The sequence below is a fragment of the Falsiroseomonas sp. genome (assembly GCF_030695085.1).
Classification (GTDB): Bacteria; Pseudomonadota; Alphaproteobacteria; order Acetobacterales; family Acetobacteraceae; genus Falsiroseomonas.
In genome coordinates, this window is record NZ_JAUYTS010000170.1 from 1 (window position 1) to 24,196 (window position 24,196).

The 24,196-nt window shown below is 71.7% G+C and carries 23 protein-coding genes and 1 riboswitch; of the genes, 12 read left to right on the forward strand and 11 right to left on the reverse strand.

Translation table 11 applies throughout. From position 1 onward, the window contains the following. The 3 genes from Q8S40_RS18795 to Q8S40_RS18805 form a co-directional block, all read right to left on the reverse strand. The coding region (locus Q8S40_RS18795) for a cobaltochelatase subunit CobN (RefSeq protein WP_305671615.1) at positions 1–1,075 on the reverse strand (1,075 nt) is incomplete at its 3' end. A 3-nt stretch (positions 1,076–1,078) separates the two neighbouring features. Beyond that, positions 1,079–2,131: a cobalamin biosynthesis protein CobW gene (cobW, locus tag Q8S40_RS18800; protein ID WP_305671616.1), complete on the reverse strand. Its 1,053-nt coding sequence runs from the start codon at positions 2,129–2,131 to the stop codon at positions 1,079–1,081. Further along, entirely contained in the window at positions 2,128–2,505 is a 378-nt protein-coding gene (locus Q8S40_RS18805; RefSeq protein WP_305671617.1) for a DUF1636 domain-containing protein, read from the reverse strand. Before Q8S40_RS18805 ends, cobW begins: the two co-directional genes overlap by 4 nt. A gap of 107 nt (positions 2,506–2,612) precedes the next feature. After that, positions 2,613–2,812, reverse strand: a riboswitch (cobalamin riboswitch). Between the two features lie 52 nt (positions 2,813–2,864). Between Q8S40_RS18805 and cobU the strand changes: the two genes are divergently transcribed. The 3 genes from cobU to Q8S40_RS18820 are packed head-to-tail and all read left to right on the forward strand — an operon-like array spanning position 2,865 to position 5,471. Then, positions 2,865–3,365: a bifunctional adenosylcobinamide kinase/adenosylcobinamide-phosphate guanylyltransferase gene (cobU, locus tag Q8S40_RS18810; RefSeq protein ID WP_305671618.1), complete on the forward strand. Its 501-nt coding sequence runs from the start codon at positions 2,865–2,867 to the stop codon at positions 3,363–3,365. 13 nt (positions 3,366–3,378) lie between these two features. After that, the gene (gene cobO / locus Q8S40_RS18815) at positions 3,379–3,987 is read left to right on the forward strand and encodes a cob(I)yrinic acid a,c-diamide adenosyltransferase (RefSeq protein ID WP_305671619.1); all 609 of its coding nucleotides are present in this window, start codon (positions 3,379–3,381) and stop codon (positions 3,985–3,987) included. Beyond that, positions 3,987–5,471, forward strand: a complete 1,485-nt coding sequence (locus Q8S40_RS18820) for a cobyric acid synthase (protein WP_305671620.1) — start codon at positions 3,987–3,989, stop codon at positions 5,469–5,471. The genes cobO and Q8S40_RS18820 overlap by 1 nt, the downstream gene beginning before the upstream one ends. On the opposite strand, the gene cbiB is transcribed toward Q8S40_RS18820, so the two are convergent. From cbiB to Q8S40_RS18835, 3 genes are all read right to left on the reverse strand, one after another. Then, positions 5,428–6,387, reverse strand: coding sequence for an adenosylcobinamide-phosphate synthase CbiB (gene cbiB / locus Q8S40_RS18825; RefSeq protein WP_305671621.1), 960 nt, complete (start codon positions 6,385–6,387; stop codon positions 5,428–5,430). The two genes, Q8S40_RS18820 and cbiB, sit on opposite strands and share 44 nt — an antisense overlap. After that, entirely contained in the window at positions 6,384–7,376 is a 993-nt protein-coding gene (cobD, locus tag Q8S40_RS18830) for a threonine-phosphate decarboxylase CobD (protein WP_305671622.1), read from the reverse strand. The genes cbiB and cobD overlap by 4 nt, the downstream gene beginning before the upstream one ends. 75 nt (positions 7,377–7,451) lie before the next feature. Next, positions 7,452–7,970, reverse strand: coding sequence for a Fur family transcriptional regulator (locus Q8S40_RS18835; protein ID WP_305671623.1), 519 nt, complete (start codon positions 7,968–7,970; stop codon positions 7,452–7,454). A 28-nt stretch (positions 7,971–7,998) separates the two neighbouring features. Between Q8S40_RS18835 and Q8S40_RS18840 the strand changes: the two genes are divergently transcribed. From Q8S40_RS18840 to Q8S40_RS18865, 6 genes are all read left to right on the forward strand, one after another. Continuing rightward, positions 7,999–8,799 carry a hypothetical protein gene (locus Q8S40_RS18840; protein ID WP_305671624.1) on the forward strand — a complete coding sequence of 267 codons (801 nt, stop codon included), beginning with the start codon at positions 7,999–8,001 and terminating at the stop codon, positions 8,797–8,799. Positions 8,800–8,802: 3 nt separating this feature from the next. Then, complete coding sequence (locus Q8S40_RS18845) at positions 8,803–10,992, forward strand: TonB-dependent receptor (RefSeq protein WP_305671625.1); 2,190 nt, start codon at positions 8,803–8,805, stop codon at positions 10,990–10,992. Between the two features lie 14 nt (positions 10,993–11,006). Then, on the forward strand, positions 11,007–11,885 hold the full coding sequence (locus Q8S40_RS18850) for an ABC transporter substrate-binding protein (RefSeq protein ID WP_305671626.1): 879 nt from the start codon (positions 11,007–11,009) through the stop codon (positions 11,883–11,885). Next, positions 11,882–12,853: an iron ABC transporter permease gene (locus Q8S40_RS18855; protein ID WP_305671627.1), complete on the forward strand. Its 972-nt coding sequence runs from the start codon at positions 11,882–11,884 to the stop codon at positions 12,851–12,853. The genes Q8S40_RS18850 and Q8S40_RS18855 overlap by 4 nt, the downstream gene beginning before the upstream one ends. Continuing rightward, on the forward strand, positions 12,846–13,622 hold the full coding sequence (locus Q8S40_RS18860) for an ABC transporter ATP-binding protein (RefSeq protein ID WP_305671628.1): 777 nt from the start codon (positions 12,846–12,848) through the stop codon (positions 13,620–13,622). Before Q8S40_RS18855 ends, Q8S40_RS18860 begins: the two co-directional genes overlap by 8 nt. Positions 13,623–13,844: 222 nt before the next feature. Continuing rightward, complete coding sequence (locus Q8S40_RS18865; RefSeq protein ID WP_305671629.1) at positions 13,845–14,534, forward strand: glutathione S-transferase N-terminal domain-containing protein; 690 nt, start codon at positions 13,845–13,847, stop codon at positions 14,532–14,534. Positions 14,535–14,592: 58 nt separating this feature from the next. Here Q8S40_RS18865 and Q8S40_RS18870 read toward each other — a convergent pair whose 3' ends face one another. The 4 genes from Q8S40_RS18870 to Q8S40_RS18885 are packed head-to-tail and all read right to left on the reverse strand — an operon-like array spanning position 14,593 to position 19,483. After that, positions 14,593–16,176 (reverse strand): ABC transporter ATP-binding protein, encoded by a 1,584-nt coding sequence (locus Q8S40_RS18870; RefSeq protein WP_305671630.1) that lies wholly within the window; start codon positions 16,174–16,176, stop codon positions 14,593–14,595. Continuing rightward, entirely contained in the window at positions 16,173–16,982 is an 810-nt protein-coding gene (locus Q8S40_RS18875; protein ID WP_305671631.1) for an ABC transporter permease, read from the reverse strand. The genes Q8S40_RS18870 and Q8S40_RS18875 overlap by 4 nt, the downstream gene beginning before the upstream one ends. 1 nt (position 16,983) lies before the next feature. Then, the gene (locus tag Q8S40_RS18880) at positions 16,984–17,928 is read right to left on the reverse strand and encodes an ABC transporter permease (RefSeq protein ID WP_305671632.1); all 945 of its coding nucleotides are present in this window, start codon (positions 17,926–17,928) and stop codon (positions 16,984–16,986) included. 1 nt (position 17,929) lies between these two features. Next, positions 17,930–19,483, reverse strand: coding sequence for an ABC transporter substrate-binding protein (locus Q8S40_RS18885; protein ID WP_305671633.1), 1,554 nt, complete (start codon positions 19,481–19,483; stop codon positions 17,930–17,932). A gap of 58 nt (positions 19,484–19,541) precedes the next feature. Here Q8S40_RS18885 and Q8S40_RS18890 point away from each other — a divergent pair, with 58 nt between their 5' ends. From Q8S40_RS18890 to Q8S40_RS18900, 3 genes are read left to right on the forward strand one after another with little or no spacing between them, the layout of a single operon-like run. After that, complete coding sequence (locus Q8S40_RS18890; RefSeq protein ID WP_304809223.1) at positions 19,542–20,414, forward strand: GntR family transcriptional regulator; 873 nt, start codon at positions 19,542–19,544, stop codon at positions 20,412–20,414. Continuing rightward, complete coding sequence (locus Q8S40_RS18895; protein WP_305671634.1) at positions 20,411–21,697, forward strand: FAD-binding oxidoreductase; 1,287 nt, start codon at positions 20,411–20,413, stop codon at positions 21,695–21,697. Before Q8S40_RS18890 ends, Q8S40_RS18895 begins: the two co-directional genes overlap by 4 nt. Further along, positions 21,694–23,013, forward strand: a complete 1,320-nt coding sequence (locus tag Q8S40_RS18900) for an aminotransferase class III-fold pyridoxal phosphate-dependent enzyme (RefSeq protein ID WP_305671635.1) — start codon at positions 21,694–21,696, stop codon at positions 23,011–23,013. The genes Q8S40_RS18895 and Q8S40_RS18900 overlap by 4 nt, the downstream gene beginning before the upstream one ends. Here the strand turns inward: Q8S40_RS18900 and Q8S40_RS18905 are convergent, their stop codons facing one another. After that, positions 23,014–24,147 (reverse strand): C45 family peptidase, encoded by a 1,134-nt coding sequence (locus Q8S40_RS18905; protein WP_305671636.1) that lies wholly within the window; start codon positions 24,145–24,147, stop codon positions 23,014–23,016. Positions 24,148–24,196 lie beyond the last annotated feature (49 nt).

The window sequence follows — 24,196 nt, forward strand, 5'->3', positions numbered from 1 at the left end:
TGGCGCGCAGGCGCAGCAGCGCCATCACCCTCGCGGCCATCTGCGCTACGCGGTCCGGCTCGGCGCGGTTCACTTGGCGGGTGAAGCCCAGCGCGGCATCGCTTGGCGCCTGATCCTTGAAGCCGATGACGCCGCCCAGCACGCGGCCATCCAGCTCCGGCAGCACCACATGCATGGCGAGGTCCGCCGCCCCCAGCCCGCGCGCCCCGCCGGCCCATGCGGTGCGGGATGTGGTGGCCATGATGGCCTGGATCACCGGCACGCCGCAGGCGGCCAGCACCGGCTGGTCCTGCCCCTCGGCGAAGGCGGTGCAGGCGATGATGAGGGCGGGGTTCAACCGCGGCAGTTCGGCGCGCAGGAAGGCGACCGAGGACGGTTCCTTCAGGCTGGCCACGAAGATCGGCACGGGCATCGCGCCCAGGGCGGCCAGCGCCTCCGCCAGCGCGGTCACCGGCGCCGCATCCTCCGCCAGCTGCATGGAGCGGTAGAAGATGATCGGCACCACCGGCCGTGATTCATCCGGCGCCGGCGGGGCGCCGCGGAAGCCGGCGAGCGGCAGGGTCTCGGCCTCGGTCAGGTCGAGCGTCGCGCCACAATGCCGCGCCATGCGCCGCAGCACGCCGCCGAGATGCGCCACGCCGCCGGCGCGAAACCCGGCGAGCAACGCCGCACAATCCTCCGGCGGTAGGGTGGAGAGTGCGGGCAGGCGCGGGTCCGCCCGGTCCTCGCCCGGCAGCACGGCCAGCGCGATGCCGCGTTCGCGGCAAAATGCCGAAAGTTGCTCGGCGCCGTAGCGCCACCAATCCAGCCCGCCCAGCAGCCGCAGCACGATGATGCGCGCGCCGGCCGCCGTGCGGTCCAGCCAGAGATCCACCGACATCGGGTGACGCAATTCCCGCAGCGGTACCAGGCGCAGTTCGGGCAGCACATCCCGCGCCGCCTCCCAGGCCGCGGCGAGGCCCGCCAGGTCGCTGTCGGTGAAGCTGAGCACCGCCATCGGCGCCGGTGGCTGGCGGAGATCGACGGGCTCCGTCTGCTCATCCAGCGTCGCGGTGGTGGTGTTCAGCAGATGCATGGTTCAGGCTGCGGCCAGGGCTTCGGCGACGGCCGCCGCATCGAAGCCATGCAGGCCGAGCACCACCAGATGCCCCGTGCGCGCCTCCCCCGGCGCCCAGGGGCGGTCGAAATGGTGGCCGACGCGCTGGCCCACGGCCTGCACCAGCAGCCGCATCGGCTTGCCCTGAACCGCGCCGAACCCCTTGGCGCGCAGCACGCCCGGCACGGCGCAGACGGCGGCGACGCGGCGGGCGAGGGCGTTGGCGTCCGTCACCTCCGGCAGCTTCAGGACCACCGAGTCGAAATCCTCGTGGTCGTGGTCCTCCTCATTGTCGTGATGCGTGCGGCGGCCCTCGATCTCGGCTTCGGTGGCGAGGCCGAGGCCCAGCAGCAGGGCCGGGGCGATGCGGCCCTCCCGCGCCTCCAGCACGCCGACCGTGCGCGGCAAAGCGGGAGCCAAGGCGGCGGCGAGGGAAGCGCGGGCGCGGGCCAGCGCCGCATCGTCCAGCAGATCCGCCTTGGTCAGCACGATCAGGTCCGCGCAGGCCACCTGGTCCTCGAACACCTCCTCCACCGGGTCGTCATGGTCGAGCGCCGGGTCGGCGGCGCGCTGGGCGGCGAGTGCAACCTCGTCATGCGCGACGCGCCCCTCGGCCAGGGCGGCGCCATCCACCACGGCGATCACGCCATCTACCGTGACGCGGCCCTTGATGGCGGGCCAGAGGAAGGCCTGCACCAGCGGCTTGGGCAAAGCGAGGCCCGAGGTCTCGATCAGGATGTGATCCGGCCGCGGGTCCCGCGCCAGCAGCTTGTCCAGCGTCGGCACGAAGTCATCGGCCACGGTGCAGCAGATGCAGCCATTGGCGAGCTCCACGATATCCGCCTCCGCGCAGGCGGCGATGCCGCAGCCGCGCAGGATCTCGGCATCCATGCCGATATCGCCGAATTCATTGACGATGACGGCGAGCCGCCGCCCGCCCGGATTCTCCAGCAGATGGCGGATCAATGTGGTCTTCCCGGCGCCGAGGAAGCCGGTGACGATGGTGCAGGGCACCTTCTGCAGACTGGTGCTCATGGGGTGCTCTCCGCGGGCGAAAAGTCGAAGGGGGGGATGCGGGCGATCATGTTGCGCTTCAGCAGCTCGGGCCGCCCCTGCCAGGGCATCAAGCCATCGGCCGAGCCACCGAGCAGGGCGGCGCCCTGTTGCAGGGCTTCCGGCGCGGCTTCGATGTCGAGCTGGCCGAAGACGTAGCTCCAGCCGCCGGGGCGGACGATGGCAGCGGTGGGGCCGCGCTTGCAGCTGGACAGGCATTTCACCGGCTGCACGCGGAAGGTGCCGGAGAGGGCCGTGGCGGCCTCGGCCAGGGCAGCACCGGCGCGCGGCGCATCGGCGGCATCACCCTCCCGCTTGCAAGTGGTGCAGACGAAGATCACGACGTCGGGTGACACGTGGAACCTCCTGCCCGGCGCGGCGCGCGGACAAAAGGGGTGCGTGCGGCGCGCGCCAGCCAGCGCGCCCCTGCCAAAATGGCCCTGCCCCGAGGCACCCCGCCCGGCGCATCCTTGTGTTCGCGGGCAGGTCTCCTGGCTCACGGATCGCCGCAGGGCATCGTCTTCCCGGGCCAAACGCCCAGTGACATGTGATGCCTGCTCACCGTTCACAGTTGCGGGGGCAGCTTCGGCCTGGGGCGGTGAGGCCCCTTCCGAATTCCCTTTTCATCCCCGTCTCCGGGGAACCTTCGAACCGACGCATCAAGCGTCGCGGGGCGGGCCGTGTCAATCGCCGGCATCTCGGGCATGATGCGGAAGTGAGCAGCCTGACATTCATCCTGGGGGGCGCGCGGTCGGGCAAAAGCCGGCGCGCGGAGACGCTGGTGACGGCGCTGCCCCCGCCCTGGAGCTACATCGCCACCGCCGAGGCCTTCGATGCCGAGATGGCGGCGCGAATCGCCGAACACCGCACCCGCCGCGCCGAGGGCTGGGAGACGCTGGACGCGCCGCGCGACCTGCCGGCGGCGCTGGCCCGCGCCCGCCCGCCGGTGCTGGTGGATTGCCTGACGCTGTGGCTGTCCAACCTGATGCTGGCGGAGGCCGATATCGCCGCCGCCGGCGATGCGCTGGAAGCCGCCTTGCGGGCGCATCCCGGCCCGGTGGTGCTGGTCTCGAACGAGGTGGGCGCGGGCATCGTGCCGGCCACCTCGCTCGGCCGGCGCTTCCGGGATGCGCAGGGGGTTCTGAACCAACGCATGGCGGCGCTGGCGGATCATGTGGAACTGGTGGTGGCGGGCCTTCCGCTGCGGCTGAAGTGAGGGAGCGCGGCCGATGAGCGACGACGAAGCCGCGCGTCACCGCGCCAAGATGGAAGCGCGCAAGGCGGTGCAAGATGCGGAGGTTGCCTCCAAGACCATCACCCGGAAGGGCCTGCTGATCGTCCACACCGGACCGGGCAAGGGCAAGTCCACCGCTGCCTTCGGCCTGGCGCTGCGCATGCTGGGCACCGGCGGGCGGGTCGGCGTGGTGCAGTTCATCAAGGGGGCGTGGGAGACCGGGGAACGCGCCGCGCTGGCGCAATTCGGCGACCGCGTGCGCTGGCATGTGATGGGCGAGGGCTTCACCTGGGAAACCCAGGACCGTGCCCGCGATGTCGCCGCCGCGACGCGGGCCTGGGAGATGGCGCGCGCCATGCTGGTCGACCCCGGCATCGACCTGCTGCTGCTGGACGAGCTGAACATCGCGCTGCGCTACGACTACCTGCCGCTGGAGGCGGTGCTGGCCGACCTGGCCGCCCGCCGCCCACTGCTGCATGTGGTGGTGACGGGGCGCAACGCGAAGCCGGCCTTGGTGGAGATGGCGGATCTCGTCACCGAGATGGGCGCGACAAAGCACCACTTCGCGGCGGGGGTGAAGGCGCAGAAGGGCATCGAATTCTGATGGCCCTGGCGCTGATGTTCCAGGGAACCGGCTCCGATGTCGGCAAGTCGCTGATCGTGGCCGGGCTGGCGCGCGCCTTCACCCGGCGCGGCTTGCGCGTGCGGCCCTTCAAGCCGCAGAACATGAGCAACAATGCCGCCGTGACGGCGGATGGCGGCGAGATCGGCCGTGCCCAGGCGCTGCAGGCGCGCGCGGCCGGCGTCGCGCCCTCCGTCCACATGAACCCGGTGCTGCTGAAGCCGCAGAGCCAGGTTGGCGCGCAGATCATCGTCCAGGGGCGCGTGGTGGGGCAGGCGCGGGCGGCGGAGTATCAGCGCCTGAAGCCCGGCTTCATGGCCGCCGTGCTGGACAGCTTCGCCCGCATGCGGGCCGAGGCGGATATCGTGCTGGTGGAGGGCGCGGGCAGCGCGGCGGAGGTCAATCTCCGTGCCAATGACATCGCCAATATGGGTTTTGCACGTGCCGCCGGCGTGCCGGTGGTGCTGATCGGCGATATCGACCGCGGCGGCGTGATCGCCTCGCTCGTCGGGACGCATGCGGTGCTGGATGCCGAGGATGCCGCGATGATCGGCGGCTTCATCGTCAACCGCTTTCGAGGCGACCCTTCCTTGTTCGCGGACGGCATGGCGCTGATCGCGGCGCGCACCGGCTGGGCGGCGCTCGGGCTGGTGCCGCACCTCGCCGATGCGGCGAAGCTGCCGGCGGAGGATGCGCTGGCGCTGGACCATCCGCTGGCCCGCAAGCCCGGCGCGAAGCTCCGCATCGCCGTGCCCATCCTGCCCGCCATCGCCAATTTCGACGATTTCGACCCGCTGGTGGCGGAGCCGGAGGTGGAGGTGGTGCGCGTGCGGCCGGGCCAGGCGCTGCCGGGCGATGCGCATCTGGTGATTCTGCCCGGCTCCAAATCCACTTTGTCCGATCTGCGCGCGCTGCGGGCGGCAGGGTTCGATGTGGATATCGCCGCCCATCTGCGGCGCGGCGGGCATGTGCTCGGGCTGTGTGGCGGCTACCAGATGCTGGGGCGGAGCCTGGCCGACCCGGAGGGCGTGGAAGGCCCACCCGGCCGCGCGCCGGGCCTCGGCCTGCTGGAAGTGGACACCGTTCTGGCCGGCGAAAAGCGCCTGGTGCCGGTGCATGGCCAGAGCCATGACGGCGCCGCACTCGCCGGCTACGAGATGCATATGGGCCGCACCGAGGGCCCCGCCTGCGCGCGGCCCTTTGCCACCCTGGCGGAAGGCGGCGACGAGGGCGCGGTCTCGGCCGATGGGCGCGTGACAGGCACCTATATCCACGGCCTGTTCGGCGCCACGGCGCAGCGCGCCGCCTGGCTCGCCCGCTTCGCCGCCGGTGCGCCGCAGCTCGATCATGACGCGCAGGTGGAGGCGGCGCTGGATACGCTGGCGGCGCATCTGGAGGCGCATCTGGACCTCGACGCGCTGCTCAGCCTTGCAGCGCGAGGAGGATCAGCGCCAGCAGGCCGATGAGCAGCGCATCGGCCGTGCGATACAGGCGCAGCGCGGCGCGGATATCGGCGGCGCCGGCATCGCGCCGTCCATCGCCCATGAAGGCATCCTCGACCAGCACGCCGCCATAGCGGCGCGGCCCGGCCAGCGCGAGGCCGAGCGCGCCTGCCATCGCCGCCTCCGGCCATCCTGCATTGGGCGAGCGGTGGCGGCCCGCATCTCGCCGCAGCGCCCGCCAGGCGCCGCGCGCATCCATCCCCGGCAGCAGCGCCGCCGCGGCGATGATGGCCAGGCCCGAAAGGCGGGAGGCCGGCAGGTTCACCACATCGTCGCAGCGCGCCGAGGCCCAGCCGAAGGCCTCGTGCCGGGGGGTTCGGTGGCCGATCATGCTGTCCGCGGTGTTCACCGCCTTGTAGATCGCCGCCCCCGGCAGCCCCGCCACCGCCATCCAGAAGGCCGGCGCCACCACGCCATCCGAGAAATTCTCCGCCAGGCTCTCGATGGCGGCACGCGCCACGCCGGCCTCATCCAGCGAAAGCGGGTCGCGGCCGACGATATGGGACACCGCCTCCCGCCCCGCCTCCAGCCCGCCTTGTTCGAGCGCCATGGCGACGCGGGCGACGTGGTCGTGCAGGCTGCGCTGGGCGAGCAGGCTGCTGGCCAGCAGCGCAAGCACCACCAACCCGAAGGGCAGCGCCAGCAGCGCCGATTGCAGAAGCAGCCCGGCCCCGCCCGCGACGCAGACCAGCACCAGCAGCGCCGCCACACCGGCCGCCCGCCGGGTGGCGAAGCGGCGGGCGGGCTGGTTCCAGTGGCGGTCCAGGTCCGAGATCAGGCGCCCGATCCAGATGACCGGATGGCCGATCCGGTCCACCAGCCGCTGCGGATAGCCGAAGGCGGCTTCCAGCAGCAGCGCGAGCAGCGCCAGGCCGATCACGCCAGCGCCGCCGCCAGCCGGGCGAGGCCGGCCGCATCCGCCGGCAGGCCGATGCGCAGCCGATCAGGCCAATGCGTGAAACCGCGCACCAGGATGCCGGCGCGGCCGAGCCGGTCCAACGTGCCGGGCGGGGCCTCCACGAAGCGGAACAGATTCGTGCCGCCCAGCACCCGCAGCCCACCGGCCGCCAGCACGCCATCCAGCCGCGCGGCCGCGTCCCGCAGCCATTCCCGTTGCGCCGCCTCCCAGGCGGGATCGGCCAGCGCGGCGAGGCCCGTCCGCAGTGCCGGCCCGGCCACTGCCCATGGACCGAGCAGCGCCTCCAGCCGCGCCGCGAGCGGCTCCGGCGCCACCGCGAAGCCGAGGCGCAGCCCGGCCAGGCCGTGGAACTTGCCGAAGGACCGCAGCACCACCACGCCGCCGCCGGGGACCAGCTTCAGGGCACTGGGCAGGTCCGGATCGGCATCCCCGAATGCCTCGTCCACCACCAGCAGCCCGCCTGCCGCGCGCTGGGTTGCCGCGAGCTTGGCCAGCGCTTCGGCCGGCAGCACGCGGCCGGTCGGGTTGTCGGGGTTGACCACGGTGATGAGGCTGGCGGGCGCGAGCTCGGCCAATGTTGCGACCTCCCGCGTTTCATGCCCGGCCAGCGCGCTGCCGCGGGCATGTTCGGCATAGGTGGGGCCGAGGATGCGCGCCGTGCCGGGCGGGCGCAGCGCCGCGATCATCGGCAGCAGGATCTGCGTGCCCGGCGCGGCAACCACCCGCGCGCCCCGCGGCACGCCCCAGCGCGCCGCGGCCAGGGCGCAAAGCGCGGCATGGTCGGCAGGCTCCGGCAGGCGGGTGAAGCACTCGGCCGGCAGGGTCGGCAGCGGATAGGCGCGCGGGGCGATGCCGGTCGACAGGTCGAGGAAGGGCATCGGCGCCCCCGGGTAGCGCCGGCGCGCTTCGTCCAGATTGCCGCCATGGGCGAGGGGAGGGGCGCTGTCCATGCGGGCCTAGATCGCCCCGTCCGAGCAGGACGGCAAGCGGCGTCAACGGCAGATGTTATTGAATAACATCACAGATCAGACCCGCGAAGCGGCCTCCGCACAGGCGGGGCAGGTGCCCACCAGTTCCACCACCTGGCTGTCCACCCGGAAGCCCGTGCGGTCGCCCAGAACGCCCAGCACGGCGGCGAGCGCGGCATCCTCCAGGTCCCGCACCGTGCAGCATTCGCGGCACACGGCGAAGGCTGAAGGATGGGCGTGGTCGTCATAGGGGGCGGGGGTGCAGCCGCAACTGCCCTGGGTGCTGACGCTGGCCACGAAGGCATTCAGGGTCTCGATCCGATGCACCAGGCCAGCTTCGCGCAGCGCATCCAGCGCCCGATAGACGGTCTGCGGCCCGCGGATGCCCTCAGGCGCCAAGCGGTCCAGCACCTCATAGGCGGTCAGCGCGCGGCCCTGCGCCGCGCGCAGCACCCGCATCACATGCGCCTGGTTGCGGGGCAGCCCGGCGCGCACGGCCTCGGCCGGCGCCGCCACGAAAGCGTTGCGGAGGGACATGCCGGCGCCGAGCCGGGAGAAGGGAACGCTCTTGCACATGCTGTGATCTTATCACATACGCCTGCGGATGACACCTCATCCTACGCTGTCAGGCCTGCCGAATCGTATCCCCCAGCCGGGCACCGGGACGCAAGCCGTCTGGCCGGACCGGGCCGCGCGCTTCTATGCCGCGTCGCTGGATCGCTCCGACTACGGCGCGGCGATCGCTGGCGTGCTGCGGGGCGAGGCGCCGGCCAGCCTGCTGGATATCGGCGCGGGCGCCGGCCACCCCGTCCTGCCCTGGCTGCCCGCCGGGTCCGGCTGGACCGCGCTGGAGCCCAATCGCTACCTGCGCGCCCGGCTCGGACGGCTGCGCCGCACCGGCTGGCCTAGCCTCCGCCCTCTCGATGCGCGATGGGAGTCGCTGCCCGGCCTCGGCCTCGCGCCGCATGACTGGGCCTTCGCCGCCAATATCGGCGCCACCCTCACCGCGCCCCGCGCCCTGCTCGGCCATATGCGCGCCCTGGCGCGGCGGCGCGTGGTCTGGGTGGTGCCCGCCCAGCAGGGGCCGCGCCGCTGGTGCCTGGCCGGCGCGCTGCCGGCCGACCTGCATGGCGAGGATGAGACGCCCGCTCTGCGACAGGTGCTGGCCGCCCTCGGCCCCGAGGCGCCGCAGGACATCCGCCTCGCCCCCTGGACCTTCCGGGCGCATTTCGCGGACCTGCATGCCGCCCTGGCGCATTGCGCCGCGCAGCTTGCCTTGCCGCCCGGCGGCGCCGCCCGGGACAGGCTGGCCGCCACCCTGGCCGCCACGGCGGAGCCGCTGCCCTGCGGCGGCGTCGCGCTGACCGCGCCCAAGCTTTCCGCCCTTCTGATCTGGAATATGTGACCCATGCGCCAGCTTCTCCTCGCCGGTTCGGCCCTTGTCGTGCTCGCGGCCCCGGGCCTGACGCCCGCCGCGGCCCAGGGCGGCCCCTCCGATGTGCGGCTGCCGCCGGTGACGATGCTGGATGAGCTGGTGGTCACCGCCACGCGCCGGCCGGAGCCGCGCTCGACACTGGCCGGCACGGTGCAGGTGATCGACGAGGCCACCATCCGCGCCAGCACGGCGCAGAACCTGACCGACCTGCTGGCCGAGAATGCCGTCGGCTTCTTCAGCGAATGGACCCCGGCGCAGACCAGCATCAACATCCGCGGTGGTTCCAGCGATGGCCAGGGGCGCGACTTCCGCAGCCAGGTGCTGGTGCTGGTGAATGGCCGGCGCGCCGGCACCGCCAACCTCTCCAAGCTCAGCCCGGCCGAGGTGGCGCGCATCGAGGTGATCCGCGGCCCGGCCAGCGTGGTCTATGGCAGCCAGGCGATCGGCGGCGTCATCAACCTGATCCTGCGGGACGGGCTGAATTCCCCCGGCGGGCAGGCCGAGATCCGCACCGGGTCCTGGGGCCTGCTGGAAGGGCGTGTCGGCCAGGGCGGCGTCCTGCCGGAATCCGGCGTGGACTACTATCTCGGCGTCGCCGGCGGGCGGCGCGATTCCTACCGCGCGGGTGGCGGCGGCGAGCAGGGTGGCACGCAGTGGAACCGGCTGGGCGCGCTCGGCGCGCTCGGCGTGCAGACCGGTCTTGGCCGCGTCGCCACCACGGTGCGGACCGATGGCACCTATGATGCGGGCTTCCGCGGCTCTGCCTGGAACACCACGAACAGCGAGGACCGCAGCAACGCCTCGGCCGATGTCACGCTGGACGGCGCGACGCCGGATGATCGCTTCCGCTGGTTCGGCCAGTTCTATGCGGTGCGCGACCAGGACAATCTGCGCTGGCGGTCGCCGGTCCAGCGCAGCGCCGCCGGGCTGCCGGTTCCGGGCACGGATTCGGACCGCAACAACCGCACGCTGGATATCCTGGGCCTGCGCCTGCAGCCTTCCATGCGGCTGTGGCAGGGGGCGGATCTGGTGACGGGGCTGGACCTCGAACACGCCACTTTGCGCTCCACCCGCACACGCATCGGGCTGCCGGGCAGTGGCATCACCTCCCAGGTGCCGCCCTTCGACAATGACCAGACCGAGCAGACGCTGGGCCTGTTTTCCGAGCTGTCGCAGCGCCTGCTGGATGATCGGCTGACGCTGCGCGCCGGCGTGCGCCAGAGCTGGGGCGAGACGCAGCTCGATGCGACGGACAACCAGCCTTTGCTGCGGCTCCGCAGCGCCAGCTACGACGCCACCACCTGGTCCGCCGGCGCCAGCCTGCGCGTGGCGGAGGGTGCGGTGCTGCGCGCCAATGCCGCGACGGGCTTCCGGGCGCCGACCGCCACCGACCTCGCCGCCGATTTCACCGCGCTGGGCGGCGGCCGCACCTTCGGCAATCCGGATCTGAAGCCCGAGACCAGCGTGCAATACGAGCTCGGCTCCGCGCTGTTCCGCCCGGGCTGGCGGGCCGACCTGGCGCTGTTCCAGAACACCATCAGCGACCGCATCACCACCAGCCCACGGCAAGGCGTGGCCAATACCTCGGACTATGTGAACAATCCGGGCGACATCGTCGTGCGCGGGGTGGAACTGCAGTGGCAGGGGGATGTGGCGCGCGCGCTGGGCATCACCGATTGGCGCTGGACCACCTTCGCCAATGCGTCCTGGAATTTCGACATGGTCGATGAGGGCGCGCAGCTCAGCCCGACGGTCAATACCCGCACCGCGCAGCGCATGTACCGCTACCAGGCGGCCTTCGGCACCACCGTCGGGCAGCCGCGCTGGGATGTCACCGTGACCGGCATCCTGCGCGGCCCGATGTACTACGACACCGAGGAGAACCTGCTGATTCCGGAGGCCGAGCCGTATCGCAGCTTCATCCACCGCAAGGACCCGGTCTGGGTGTGGAATTTGCGCGGCAGCTTCCAGCCGATGCCCGATGCCGCGCCGGGCCTGCGCGTCTTCGGCGCCATCAACAATGTCTTCGACACCAACTACCACCCGATCTTCATCGCCACCGCCGGCGATTCCTTCCAGGGCGATGCGCGTTTCGCCAATGGCGGGCGCGGCAATTCGGCGCCGGGGCGGGAATTCACCGCCGGGTTGCGCGTGTCATTCTGAAGCTGCCGCGCCGCGTGCTGCTCGCGGCACCGCTGCTGGTGCCGGGGGCGGCGCGGGCGGCCGGCTGGCCGCGCGTGCTGACGGATGGGCTCGGGCGTCGCGTCACCCTTGCGCGGCCGCCCCAGCGGATCGTCGCCATCTTCGCCTCCAACACGGAGATGCTGGCGGCGATCGGCGCGCTGGACCGCGTGGTGGGGATCGAGGCCTACACAAGTTTCCCGCCCGAGGTGCAGGGCCTGCCGCTGGTCGGCGGACGGCTCGGCTTCTCGGCCGAGGCCATTGCGCGGCTCGGCGCGGACCTTGTGGTGATGACACCCGCCCGCAGCGCTGCTCATGCGCTGGTCGAGCCGATGGCGCGCATCGGCGTGCCGACCCTGGTGGTGACGCATCGCGACCTGCCGCAGATCTTCGGCAACCTTCGCCTGCTGGGCATGGCCACGGGGCAGGAGGCGGTGGCGGAGGCGCTGGTGGCGCGGCTGGCGGCGCGGCTCGCCGTGGTGCAGGCGCGTCTGGCGGGGCGAGCCCCGGTGCGGGTGTTCATGGAGACCTCCAGCACCGGGCGCGGCGTCTATGGCACCATCCGCCCCGGCAGCTACAGCTGGGACGCGGTGCGGCTGGCCGGCGGCGAGAGCGTCTTCCCGGATCTGTCCGCAAACGGCCCGCCGCTTGTCTCGGCTGAGGCGATCCTGCGCGCCGACCCAGATGTCTACCTGGTGGCCGGACGGCCGGACCAGGCGGCGGAGGTGTCGGCGCGCACCGGCTTCGGCGCTCTGGCCGCGGTGCAGGCCGGCCGCGTGCGGGTGGTCAGCCGAGCAAACTTCCTGATCCCCGGGCCGCGCGTGGTGGATGGGGTGGAAAGCCTGGCGCGGCTGTTGCACGGGGTGGCCGCATGATCGCCTGGCTGTTGCCGCCGCTCGGCCTGCTGGCCGGGCTGATGCTCGGCGCGGTGACGCTGACGCCGGCCGAGGCGTTGGCCCTGCTGGCGGACCCGGCGCAGCCGGTGGCGCAGCTGCTGCTGCAATGGCGGCTGCCGCGGGTGCTGGCGGCGGGCTGCGTCGGCGCGCTGCTGGCGCTCGGCGGCACGGTGTTCCAGGGCGTGTTCCGCAATCCGCTGGCCGAGCCCTATCTGCTGGGCAGCGCCGGTGGGGCCGCGGTGGGGGCGACGGTGGCGCTGCTGGTCGCGCTGCCCCTGCCGCAGGGCCTGGCGCTGCCTGTATTCGCCTTCTGCGGCGCCTGGGCGGCCACCTGGCTGGTGCTTGCGCTGGCGCGGCTGGCGGATGGCACCTCCGTCGCCGCGTTGCTGCTGGCCGGCGTGGCCGTCGCGGCGCTGCTCGGCGCGGTACGGTCCTTCCTGATGCTGGCGCTGTCGGATGAGACGGTGAGCCTGCAGGCGGTGCTGGCCTGGTCGCTGGGCGGGGTGCAGACGCCGTCCTGGCCGGAACTCGGCCTGCTGGCCGCGCTGACGGCCGCGGCGCTGCTGCTGTGCCGGGGGCTGGCGCGGGGGCTGGACCTGCTGGGGCTGGGCGAGGCGATGGCGGAAAGCTACGGCCTGGCGGTGCGGCGCTTCGTCGGGCTGGCGGTGCTGGCCGGTGCCTTCGTCGTCGCCATCAGCGTGGTCTGGGGCGGGCTGGTGGGCTTCGTCGGGCTGATGGCGCCGCATCTGGCGCGCTGGACCTCTGGCCCGCTGCATGCCCGGCTGCTGCCGCGGGCGGCGGCGATCGGGGCGGGGCTCGCCATGCTGTGCGACGGCGCCGCCCGCGCTTTGCTGCCGCCGGCGGAGATCCCCCTTGGCCTGGTGACCGCCGCCATCGGCGCGCCCTTCTTCCTGCTGGTCCTGGCACGGGAGGCGCGGCGTGGCTGAGGCGGTGCTGCGGGCGGAGGGGGTGGGCTACCGGCTGGGCGCGCGGGCGCTGGTGGCGGATGTCGCGCTGGAATTGCACACGGGCGAAGTGCTGGGCCTCATCGGCCCCAATGGGGCGGGCAAGAGCACGCTGCTGCGCCTGATGGCCGGGTTGCTGCGCCCGACCGCCGGCGCGCTGCATCTGCACGGCCGCGCCCTGGATAGCTTTCCGGCGCGGGAGCGCGCTCGCCGCATCGGCTACCTGCCGCAGCATTTCGCCCCGCACTGGGACTACACGGCGCGGGAACTGCTGCGCCTGGGGCTGGAGCGCGGCGGCGATCCCTCGGGGCTGGAGGCGGTGGCGACCCGGCACGACATCACCGCCCTGCTGCCGCGCCGATGGTCCAGCCTTTCAGGCGGGGAACGGGCGCGGGTACTGGCGGCCTCCGTGCTCGCCACCCGGCCTGAACTGGTGCTGGCCGATGAGGCGACGGCGGCACTGGATGTCGGGCAGTCGCTGGCACTGATGCGGCGGCTTCGTGCGGCGGCGCAGGCGGGCGCGGCGGTCGCGGTGGTGGTGCATGACCTGAACCTGGCCGTCGCTTGGTGCGACCGCATCGCCCTGCTGCATCAGGGGCGGCTGCAGGCCCTGGCGACCGCGCCGGCGCTGGCCGAGGATCCGAGGCTGGACGCGGTGTTCGGCGTGGTGTTTGAGCGGGTCCGGACGCAGGCGGGATGGATGCTGAACGCCAGGGCAAGACGCTGCGAGGGCGACCGGGAGCCTCCCTAGGCCACCTGCCGCCAAGCCGCGTCTGCTGGGCTGGCTTTGCGGCCGCATCGCGGCCACGATATGAGGCACCGCGGCGTCCCCGCATGCGGGCGCTGCCCGGCGCCGTCGCGATGGAAATGCTGACGCCGTCCAGGTCTCGGGCAACACCCGATCTGCATGCCGCCTGCGCGGCCCGGGGATGTTGCGGTTACTGTTGCCGGCTTGGCATGACGGAGGCGTTGCATGATGCGGCTCATCATCGGGGGCAAGTGGTCCTCGACCTGGACCATGCGGGGCTGGCTCGCCTGCCGCCTGTCCGGCCTGCCCTTCGAGGCGGAGACACTTTTCCTCTCGCGCCCGGACAGCAAGGCGAAGCTGGCCGAGGTGTCGCCCACCGGTCTGATTCCGGTGCTGATCCACGACGGCTTCCAGGTGACGGATACGCTGGCAATCGCGGAATATCTGTGGGAACTCGCGCCGGCTTCCGCCATCTGGCCGCAAGACCGGCTGGCGCGCGCCGCCGCGCGTATGTCGGCGGCCGAGATGCATGCGCATTTCGTGGAACTGCGCGCCGCGCTGCCGATGAACCTGGTGAAGCGCTGGCCGATCGCGCATGGCCTGCCTTCCAACGTGAAGCTGCTGGCCCGCCCTGGCGTTGCGACGAATGTGGCGCGGGTGCAGGAAAGCTGGCGACAGACGCGCGCCGCCTGGGGTTCCGGCGGACCCTACCTTTTTGGCGCCGACTTCACCTTTGCCGATGCGATGTGGGCACCGATGGCGAGCCGCTTCCGCACCTATGCCGTGCAACTCGCGCCAGATGCGCAGGCCTATGCCGACGCCGTCCTGACCCATCCGCTGGTGGCGGAATGGATCGCCGGCGCAGAGGCGCAGGCCCGCGAGATCGGCTGGGACGCCTGCGCCGCGTTTCCCTGAGGCGGGACGTGGGTCAGCTGCGGCCGGAGCCACATCGCGCCGCAGCAGCTCTCGCCAGCTAGGCTCCGGGCCTGCGTAGCGCCGCGGCCAGCAGCGCCCGCGTGTACTCCTGCGCCGGCGTGTCCAGGACCGCGTCGCGCGGTCCTGATTCCACGATGCGTCCGCCTTGCATCACCACGATCCGATCCGCGATTTCCTCGACCACGCCGAGGTCATGTGTGACGAACAGGCAGGCGAAGCCGCGGCGCCTCTGCTGGTCACGCAGCAGCGCCAGGACCTGCTTGCGTACGGTCGCATCCAGTGCGCTCACCGCCTCATCGGCCACGACAAAGGCGGGGTCGCGCACCAGGGCGCGCGCGATGGCAACCCGCTGCCGCTGCCCGCCCGACAGCGCATGCGGGAAGCGCGCGCCCAAGCCGCCAAGCCCGACCTCGTCCAGCATGGCATCCGCGCGACGGTGGCGTTCCGCCATCGCCATGCCGGCGGGCAGGCGCAGCGGTTCGGCCACGATGTCGCGCACGCGCATGCGTGGATCGAGGGAGGAATACGGGTCCTGGAACACGATCTGGCAGGCCAGGCGGAAATCGAGCAGCGCGGGGCCGCTCTGCCGTGTCATATCGGCGCCGCGGAACAGCAGTTGCCCGCTTGCACTTTGCACCAGTCGCAGCATGGCACGCCCCAGCGTCGTCTTGCCCGAGCCGGAGCCACCGACCAGCGCCACCACTTCGCCCGGATGGATGGCGAGGCTCACATCGTCCACGGCCGCGAACATCTCCGCGCGACGGAACAAGGCGCCGCGCTTGGGGTAGGTGACGGACAGGCCCCGCGCCTCGATCAGCGGGGCCGAGGGCGGTCGGGTTGGCCGCGCCACGCCGCGCCGGGGCAGGGCATCCACCAAGGCGCGGGTGTAGGCCTCGCGCGGGTGGTCGAGCAGCGGCGCGGCGGGGCCTTGCTCCACGGCGCGGCCATGCTGCATCACCAACGCACGGTCGGCGTAGCGCGCCACCAGGCCAAGGTCATGCGTGATGAGCAGCAGCGCCGTGCCATGCTCGCGCGCCAGGCCCGACATCAGGTCCATCACCTCGGCCTGGGTCAGCGTGTCCAGCGCCGTGGTGGGCTCGTCCGCGATCAGCAGGCGTGGCCGCAGCAGCATCACCGAGGCCAGCATGATCCGCTGCCGCATCCCGCCCGAGAATTCATGCGGGAAGGCGTTCAGCCGCGATGCCGCGTCGGTGATGCCCACGCGCTCGAGCATGGCGATGCAGGCGTCGCGGCGCTGGGTGCGGGAGAGGCTTGTGTGCAACGCCAGCCCTTCCTCCATCTGCGCGCCGATGCGGTGGGCGGGGTTCAGTGAGGTCATCGGCTCCTGGAACACCATGCCGATGCCGGGGCCGCGCAGGCGGCGAAGGGCGGCGGAATTGGCGGCCAGCGCCGCACCCTCGAAGCGGACCTCGCCGCCATCGGGCGCCAGCCCCGGTGGCAGCAGGCCGATGACCGCGCGCGCCGTGGCCGACTTGCCCGAGCCGCTTTCGCCCACCAGCGCCAGCGCCTCGCCGGGCGCGATGCCGAAACAGAGTTCCTCCACCACGCGGCGACCGCCCGCGGCGATGGACAGCCGGTCCACCTCCAGCACCGGCGTCATGTGCAGTCCCGCGGGTCGAGCAGGTCGCGCAGCGCGTCGCCCAGCAGGTTCACGCCGAGCAGGCAGGTCGCGATCATCACGCCCGGTGCGATGGACAGCAGCGGCGCCTGGTCCATGAAGGGGCGTGCCGAGGCCAGCATGTTGCCCCAGGTGGCGGCCGGCGGCGGCACGCCGAGGCCGAGGAAGGACAGGGCGCTTTCCGCCAGGATGATCCAGCCGAACAGCGAGGTGGCGAGCACGATCACGGGTGCTGCGGTGTGCGGCAGCACATGGCGCAGCAGCGTGTAGCCCTCCGAATTGCCAAGTGCGCGTGAGGCTTCCACGAACTCCCGCTCGCGGATGGAGAGCACGCTGCCGCGCACCACCCGCGCCACGCTCGGCGCATAGGCCAGCCCCAGCGCGAGCACGATGCCCCATCGCGACGGTCCCAGCACCGCAAGCAACCCCAGCGCCAGCAGGATGCCCGGGAAGGCCAGCAGCGTGTCGTTCACCGCGCCCAGGATGCGGTCCGTCCAGCCGCGCAGGAAGCCGCCGGCCAGTCCCATGGCCATGCCCAGCGCCAGAGCCACCAGCACGGTGGAGGCTGCGACGGTGAGGCTGGTGACCGCACCCTCCATCAGGCGCGAGGCCACGTCGCGCCCGAATTCATCGGTGCCGAGCCAGTAGTCGTTTGAAGGCGGCACAAGGCGACGGCGCAGATTGGTCCGCACCGGATCATACGGTGTCCAGACCAGCGCGGTGGCGGCCACGGCGACGACGAATCCCAGCAGCGTGCCGCCGATGAGCAGGTTGGGGCGCAGCCGCATCTCAGCCCGCCGTCACGCGTGGGTCGAACACGGGGTAGAGCAAATCCACCACCAGATTCACCACCACATAAATCACCGCGATGAACAGCATGACGCCTTGGATCACGGGGTAGTCGCGCGCGAAGATCGCCTCCACCAGCAGGCGGCCCAGGCCGGGCAGGGTGAACACCGTCTCGATTACAGCGATGCCGCCGAGCAGGCTGCCCATGATGAGGCCGATCAGCGTCAGCGTCGGCGCGAAGGCATTGGGGAAGGCGTGGCGCGCCAGCACGCGCCATTCCGGCACGCCCTTGGCACGCGCATGGGCGATGTAGTCCAGCCGCAGCACCTCGACGGTGGAGGCGCGCGCCATGCGGATCAGCACGCCCGTCTCGATCAGCGCCAATGTGGCGACAGGCAGCGCGATGTAGTGCAGCGCGCCCCAGAAATCCTCGGCGAAGGTAACGTAGCCCACGACGGGAACCCAGCCGAGCCACAGCCCGAACACCAGCAGGAAGATCAGCCCCAGCCAGAAGGACGGGATGGAGAGCAGGAAGGTCGCCGCCGCCACCGCCGCCACATCGCCCCAGGAATTCTGCTTCCAGGCCGCCAGCATCCCCAGCGGCACCGCGATCAGCACGGCGATGGCGACGGAGGCGAAGACGATGGCCGCCGTCACCTGGAAGCGTTGCAGGATCAGCGGCCCCACGGCCTCTCCACTGGTGATGGAACGGCCGAGATCCCCCCCCGCCGCGCGCTCGACCCAGAGCGCGAACTGCATCAGTATCGGGCGGTCCAGCCCGTAGGCGACGCGCAGGTCGGCGACCGATTCCGGGGTGGCCGCGTCGCCCAGGATGACGGTGGCGGGATCACCGGGGATGAGGCGCATCAGGAAGAAGACGCTCGCCGCCACCAGCACCAGGGTGGGCAGGGCGACGAGCAGCCGTTTGATGACGTAGCCCAGCACCTCAGCGCTGCACCTGCACGCCCCAGGCGCGCGGCGCATCCACCGCCCAGGTGCGGTAGCCCTGGACATGGGCGGGCGTGACCGCGTGCGTGACGGAGGAGTACAGCGCCACGACCGGCACATCCTCCATCAACTGGCGGAACATCGCCTCGAAGGTGGCGCGGCGGCGGTCAGCATCCGTCTCGCGCATCGAGGCATCAAGCATGGCCTGCACCTCCGGATTGTCCCAGGCCTTGCGCGGCTGCGTCGCCTTGGGGCCGGTGAACATCTCGAAGGACAGCGACGGGTCGAGCCGGGCCGAGAAGCCGAAGGCCATCATCTGGTATTCGCCGCGGGTGTAGCGCTGCAACTGCGTGGCCCATTCCAGAACTTCCAGCTCCAGATTGATGCCGGCGTCACGCAGCATGTCCTGGGCCAGCACCGCGATCTCGTAGAACGCCTCGTAGCGGCGGGTGGTGACGATGCGGATGGGCTGGCCGCGATAGCCGGCCTCCTGCGCCAGTCGCCGCGCGGCGGCCAGATCACGCGCCGGCACCACCGACATGGCGGGCGTGTGGAAGCCCGACCCCACCGGGATCGGCGCGCGGGAAGGGCGGGAGCTGCCCTCGGTGACCGCGCGCACCAGCTCCGGCACGTCCAGCGCGAGGGCGATCGCGCGGCGCATCCGTACATCGCGCAGCACCGGGTCGGTGGTCTGCATCAGGATGATTTGCAGATCGAAGGAGGGCGAGGAATGCACGCTCATTCCGGGCCGACCGCGCAGGTCCGGCAGATCCCGCGTACGGGCATCGGGCAGCACGTCGATGTTGCCGGCCAGCAGTGCGGCGCGCGCTGCCGCGTCATCGGGGATGATGGTGAAGCGCACGCGGTCCACCATGGGTGTCTTGTTGCCGGCCAGGCCGTCAGGCTCACCCGGGAGCGCCAGGTATTCGGCGAAGCGCTCCAGCTCCACGAACTGTCCGCGGCGCCACTCGCCCAGGCGGAAGGGGCCGGTGCCCAGGGGGGCACGCCAGGTGCCATCGGCATTCAGGCTGTCGCGGTGGAAGATACCCGTCTGCCCGCAATCGGGACGGGCCAGCATGGTGAGGAACAGCGAGGATGGCGCTTCGAGGCGCATCACCACCGTGTGCGGATCGGGCGTCTCGACCGCGGTCAGCCGTGTCACGGCACTGTCGAGATCGCCCCGGCAGCGCCAATTCGTCTCGCGCTTCCGATAGCGTTCCATCGCGAAGGCGACATCGGCGGCAGTCAGCGGCTGGCCGTTGTGGAAGCGCACGTCGCGGCGCAGCGGAAAGGTATAGGTGAGGCCGTCCGCTGAGATATCCACACGCTCGGCCAGCATCGGTGCGATCGTGGCGTCGCCACGCAGCGCCACCAGCCCTTCCAGCACATGCCACATCAGGCCATCGGTATTGGCGTCGCGATTCACGCCGGGGTCGGTTGACCGGATATCCGCGTTCAGGCGGATGCGCAGGGTTTCCTGCGCGGCGGCGGGCGCGGCCATGCCGAGACCCAGGCTGGCGGCGAGCGCCAGGAGCGATGCGCGCAGACGCATGAACCGATACCCCTGTCTTGAACTTCGATTTGGTTCTTCATTTGCAGGAAATACCAGGATGGGCGTAAACACAAGCGCGATGATGTCGGCCGCCCCCCTGCACCACGAATTGGCCCGCGCCGCGCGGGCGCTATGGCTGGCTGAGGCCACGCCGCCCGGCACGCCGGTGACCGAGGCCGCGCTCGCCGCACGCCTCTCCGTTTCGCGCACGCCGCTGCGGGCCGCGCTGCGCCTGCTGGAACAGGCTGGCGTCACCGCCCGCAGCGGCCGCGCCATGGTCGTGGCGGATCTGGCGCGCGACCTGCCCGACGAAGCGGCGCGCGACCCGGCCGAGATACTGGCCGCCGACATCGTCCGCACCCATGCGAGTGGCGCCTTGCAGGGCCCGCTGCGCGAGGCAGACCTGATGCGCCAGCTCGACCAGCCGCGCGGCGTCGTCGCCCGTGCGCTGGGGCGGCTGGAAAGGCTGGGCGTCGTGGCGCGTAACCCGGCGCAAGGCTGGCATTTCGCGCCCGGCCTGACCACGGTGGAGGATCGCGCGGCGGCGCATCGCTTCCGGCTCGTGCTGGAGCCGGCCGCCCTGCTGGAGCCTGGCTACCGGCTTGACCCCGGCTTCGCACGCAACATGCGCGTCGGACACGAGGCGGTGCTGGCCCGGCCCTGGCGGGACCGGCACGCGGTCGGCTTCTTCGAGATGAACGCGGCCTTCCATGCCGGGCTGGCATCGGGCAGTGGCAATCGCTTCTTTGTCGACACGGTGGAGGCGCAGAACCGCTTGCGCGCGCTGCGCAACACCGATTGGCGCTTCGGTGCCGAACGCGCCCATGCGTCCTGCCGCGAGCATCTGCGCGTGCTGGACGCGCTGGAATCCGGCAATCCGCCGCGTGCCGCCGCCCTGCTGGTGGAGCATCTGATGAGCGCCGGGCCATGATGGCGCAGCACCCGCTGTGGGAGGCCACGGCCGAGCCCGCCCCCGCAATGCAACTATTGCAGGGCACGGCCGAGGCGGAGGTGGCGATCATCGGCGCCGGCTTCTCGGGCCTGTCCACCGCGCTGGCCCTGGCGGAGCGCGGCGTGGCGGTGACGGTGCTGGAGGCGGTGGCGCCGGGTGCTGCGGCCTCCGGCGCCAATGGCGGACAGGTGATTCCGGGATTGCGGCATTTCGTGGCGGATCTCATCGCCGAATATGGCGAAACTCTCGGCCGGCGCCTGCACGAACATGGCGCGCGGGACGCCGATGCCACCTTCGCGCTCATCGCGCGCCACGGCATTATCTGCGAGGCCACGCGCAAAGGGTGGCTCCAGGTTGCCGACAGCGCCACGGAACTCACCGCCTGCCACCAGCGCGCCCGCGCCTGGGCCGAATGGGGCGCGCCGGCCCGCGCGCTCGATGCCGAGGAGGTGCGCGCCATGACCGGAGCCGAGGGCTATCTGGGCGGCTGGATGGATCTGCGCGGCGGCACGGTCCAGCCGCTGTCGCTGGCGCGCGGGCTGGCGCGGGCGGCGCTGGCGGCGGGTGCGCGCATCCACGCCCCCGCGCGCGTCACCGCCATCCAGCCCGATGGACGCGACTGGCGCCTGACCACGGCCACCGGCAGCCTGCGCGCGCGGCGCGTGCTGCTGGCCACCAACGCCACGGGCGGCGCGCTGTGGCCCGGTCTGGCCGCCACCATGATTCCGGTCTGGTCCTTCCAGACCGCCACCGCTCCGCTGCCCGCAGGCAGCCCGGTGCTGCCGGGCCACCAGGCGGTGTCGGACACGCGGCGCGTGCTGCGCTACTGGCGGCGCGATGCCGCGGGCCGCCTTGTGGTGGGCGGCAAGGGCACGCTGCGCGCGCCACGCGGACCGCATTCCTTCTCGGTGCCCGAACGCATGCGCGCGCGGCTCTATCCCGCCCTGCCGGATGCGCCGCCCGAATACTGGTGGGGCGGCCAGGTGGCGGTCACGCCCGGCCGTCTGCCGCGCCTGTTCCGGCTTGCCGAGGGTGTCTTTGCCACCCTGCAGTGCAACGGCAAGGGCGTGGGCTGGTGCACCGCCTCCGGCCCCGCCTTCGCAGATCTGCTGACGGGTGCCGATGCGCGCGACCTGCCGCTGCCGCCCATCACCAAGCTGCGTCCGATTCCCCTTCACCCGTTGCGCACGCTGTATGCCGCTGCCGGATCGCTCTGGTTCCGGACCCGCGATGCGCTCGACCGCGCGAGGCCCACGCCATGAACCTGATCCGCAACACGCGGGAGCCGGAGGAAGGTTTCTGGCTGCCCTTCACCGCCATGCGTGCCTTTCACGACGCACCCGTGCTGTTCGAACGGGCGGAGGGCATGCACTACATCACGCCCCAGGGACAGCGCGTGCTGGACATGATGGCGGGCCTGTGGTGCGTGAATGCCGGCCACGCGCATCCGCGCGTCACGGCTGCGATCCGTGAGGCGGCGGGGGTGCTGGACTTCGTCTCCTCCTTCCGCATGTCGCACCCCGCGGCCTTCACCTTCGCCCGCCGCCTGCTGGATGCGGTGCCAATGATGGGCCGGGCGTTCTTCTCCAATTCGGGGTCCGAGGCGGTGGACACGGCGCTGAAGATCGCGCGCGCCTATCACCGCGCACGCGGCGATGCTGGGCGGACCAAGTTCATCGGGCGTGCCAAATCCTATCATGGCGTTGGCTTCGGGGGGCTCTCGGTGGGCGGCATCGCCCGGCACAAGCGCGATTTCGGGCCATTGCTGGCGGATGTGTTCCACATGCCGCTGCCGCACGACCCGGCCCAGCGCTTCCTCACGGCGCGACCCACGGAGGATGCACGCTGGATGGCGGCGCTGGAGGACATCCTGTTCGTGCAGGACCCGTCCACCATCGCCGCCATCATCGTGGAACCGGTGACGGGCTCGGGCGGCGTGTATCCGCCGCCAGTGGGCTACCTGGAAGGGCTGCGCGCCATCTGTGACCGGCACGGCATCCTGCTGATTTTCGACGAGGTCATCACCGGCTTCGGCCGCCTCGGCACCTGCACCGCCGCCGAGGCGCTCGGCGTGACGCCCGACATCATGACCATGGCCAAGGGACTGACCAATGGCGCGGTGCCGATGGGTGCGACACTGGTGACGCAAGCGGTGTTCGAGGCCTTCATGGCGCAGCCGCGCGGCGCGCCGGAATTCATGCATGGCTACACCTATTCGGCGCATCCGCTCGCCTGCGCCGCTGGCATGGCAACGCTGGACGCCTACCAGCAGGAGGGGATGTTCGAGGCCTCCGCCCGCATCGCCGAACCCTTCCGCGCCGCGCTGCTGTCGCTGCGCGACGCGCCGCATGTGGTGGATGTGCGTTGCTGCGGGCTGCTGGGCGCGGTGGACCTCGCCGCCCGCGCAGATGCCCCCGGCGCACGCGGCGCGGAGGTGGCGGACCATTGCCTTGCCGCCGGCGTGCTGGTGCGCGCGGCGGGCGACATGATGGTGCTGTCGCCGCCGCTGGTGGTCAGCGAGGCGCAGATCGGTGCGACGGTGGACGCGCTGAAGGCCGCATTGCGGACGGTGGCCTGATCACTCTGCGGCCCGCGCCACCCGCGCCGGGTCCAGGCTGTAGCTCGTGAACTGCCGGTTCAGTGCCGGCAGGGGCGCGATCTCCATGTGGCCCTCCGCGGGCCGCATGAGGATCATCGCCACCGTGGCCGAGAGATTCCCGCCGAGATTCATCCGCGGCGGGCGGCACACCGACCAGGGCGTTTGCCAATCATCGAACAGGGCGGCGCGCAGATCATCCATCGTCAGGGTCCCGCGCTTCGCCGCCAGCGCCGCCCGGACGCGCCGGTCGCGGTAGACGCTGTCAGGGGTGGTGGCGATGCCGGTGTCGCGCAGCTTGGACAGCGCGATGGGCGAGCGCCAGTTGTTCGCATGCACCAGCAACCCCTCCTCGGGGTCCAGCAGGAAGCTCTCCTCCGGCGCGCTCTCGATATCCAGCGCCCAGCCCGAGCCATGCGAAAGCATCACGTTGTTCGAAGCGGATTTCGGTGTGGCGTAGATGGTCCGCACCGCCAGCGCCACATGCGACTGCTCAAGCACCTTGCGGCGCAGCAACGAGAGCGGGATGCCCTGCGTCTGGTAGTCGCGGTCGCTTTCCAGGTAGTTGGCCGTGATGGCGATGCCAGCCGCGTTCAGCCCGGCCCGCGACAGCCCGCCGGCTTCGACGAAGGTGAGGATGTCCGGCCCGTCCTCGCGGCGGATGCGTAATACCACGCCGGTCTCGGCGCATTCGGATTTCCAGTCCCAGTTCTGGCCGTGCAATAGCGTGCCATCCGCCGTGGCCTCGGGCAGCAGGATGGCGCCGGTGCAGCCATCGGGGTCCGCCTCCGGCAGCAGGCCGCGCTTGGCCAGTTGCAGAATCTCGGTGCGGCAGTTCAGCAGCATCACATCCTCGAACGCCACATCGGCGCCGCGGGCGATGCCGCGCATCTCCGCCACATAGTCGGCGTCGAAGTTCTCCACGCGCGGCACAAAGGCGCGGGCCAGCCGATGAATGCGCGCCGCATCCATCCCGCCGGCCGAAAGCTGTGCGTGGTAATGGCCGATACTGCGGTGCACGCGCGCCGCAGCCTGGCGGCCATAGGAGAGGCCGCGAGCCTCGGCCCGGCCCGAGATTTCGAAGAGCGGGAAGGGAGGTGGGATGGGGTGATCCATGGTTTTCCCTCGCGAGCAAATACCAGGGCAGCCTTGCATGATGCGGCGG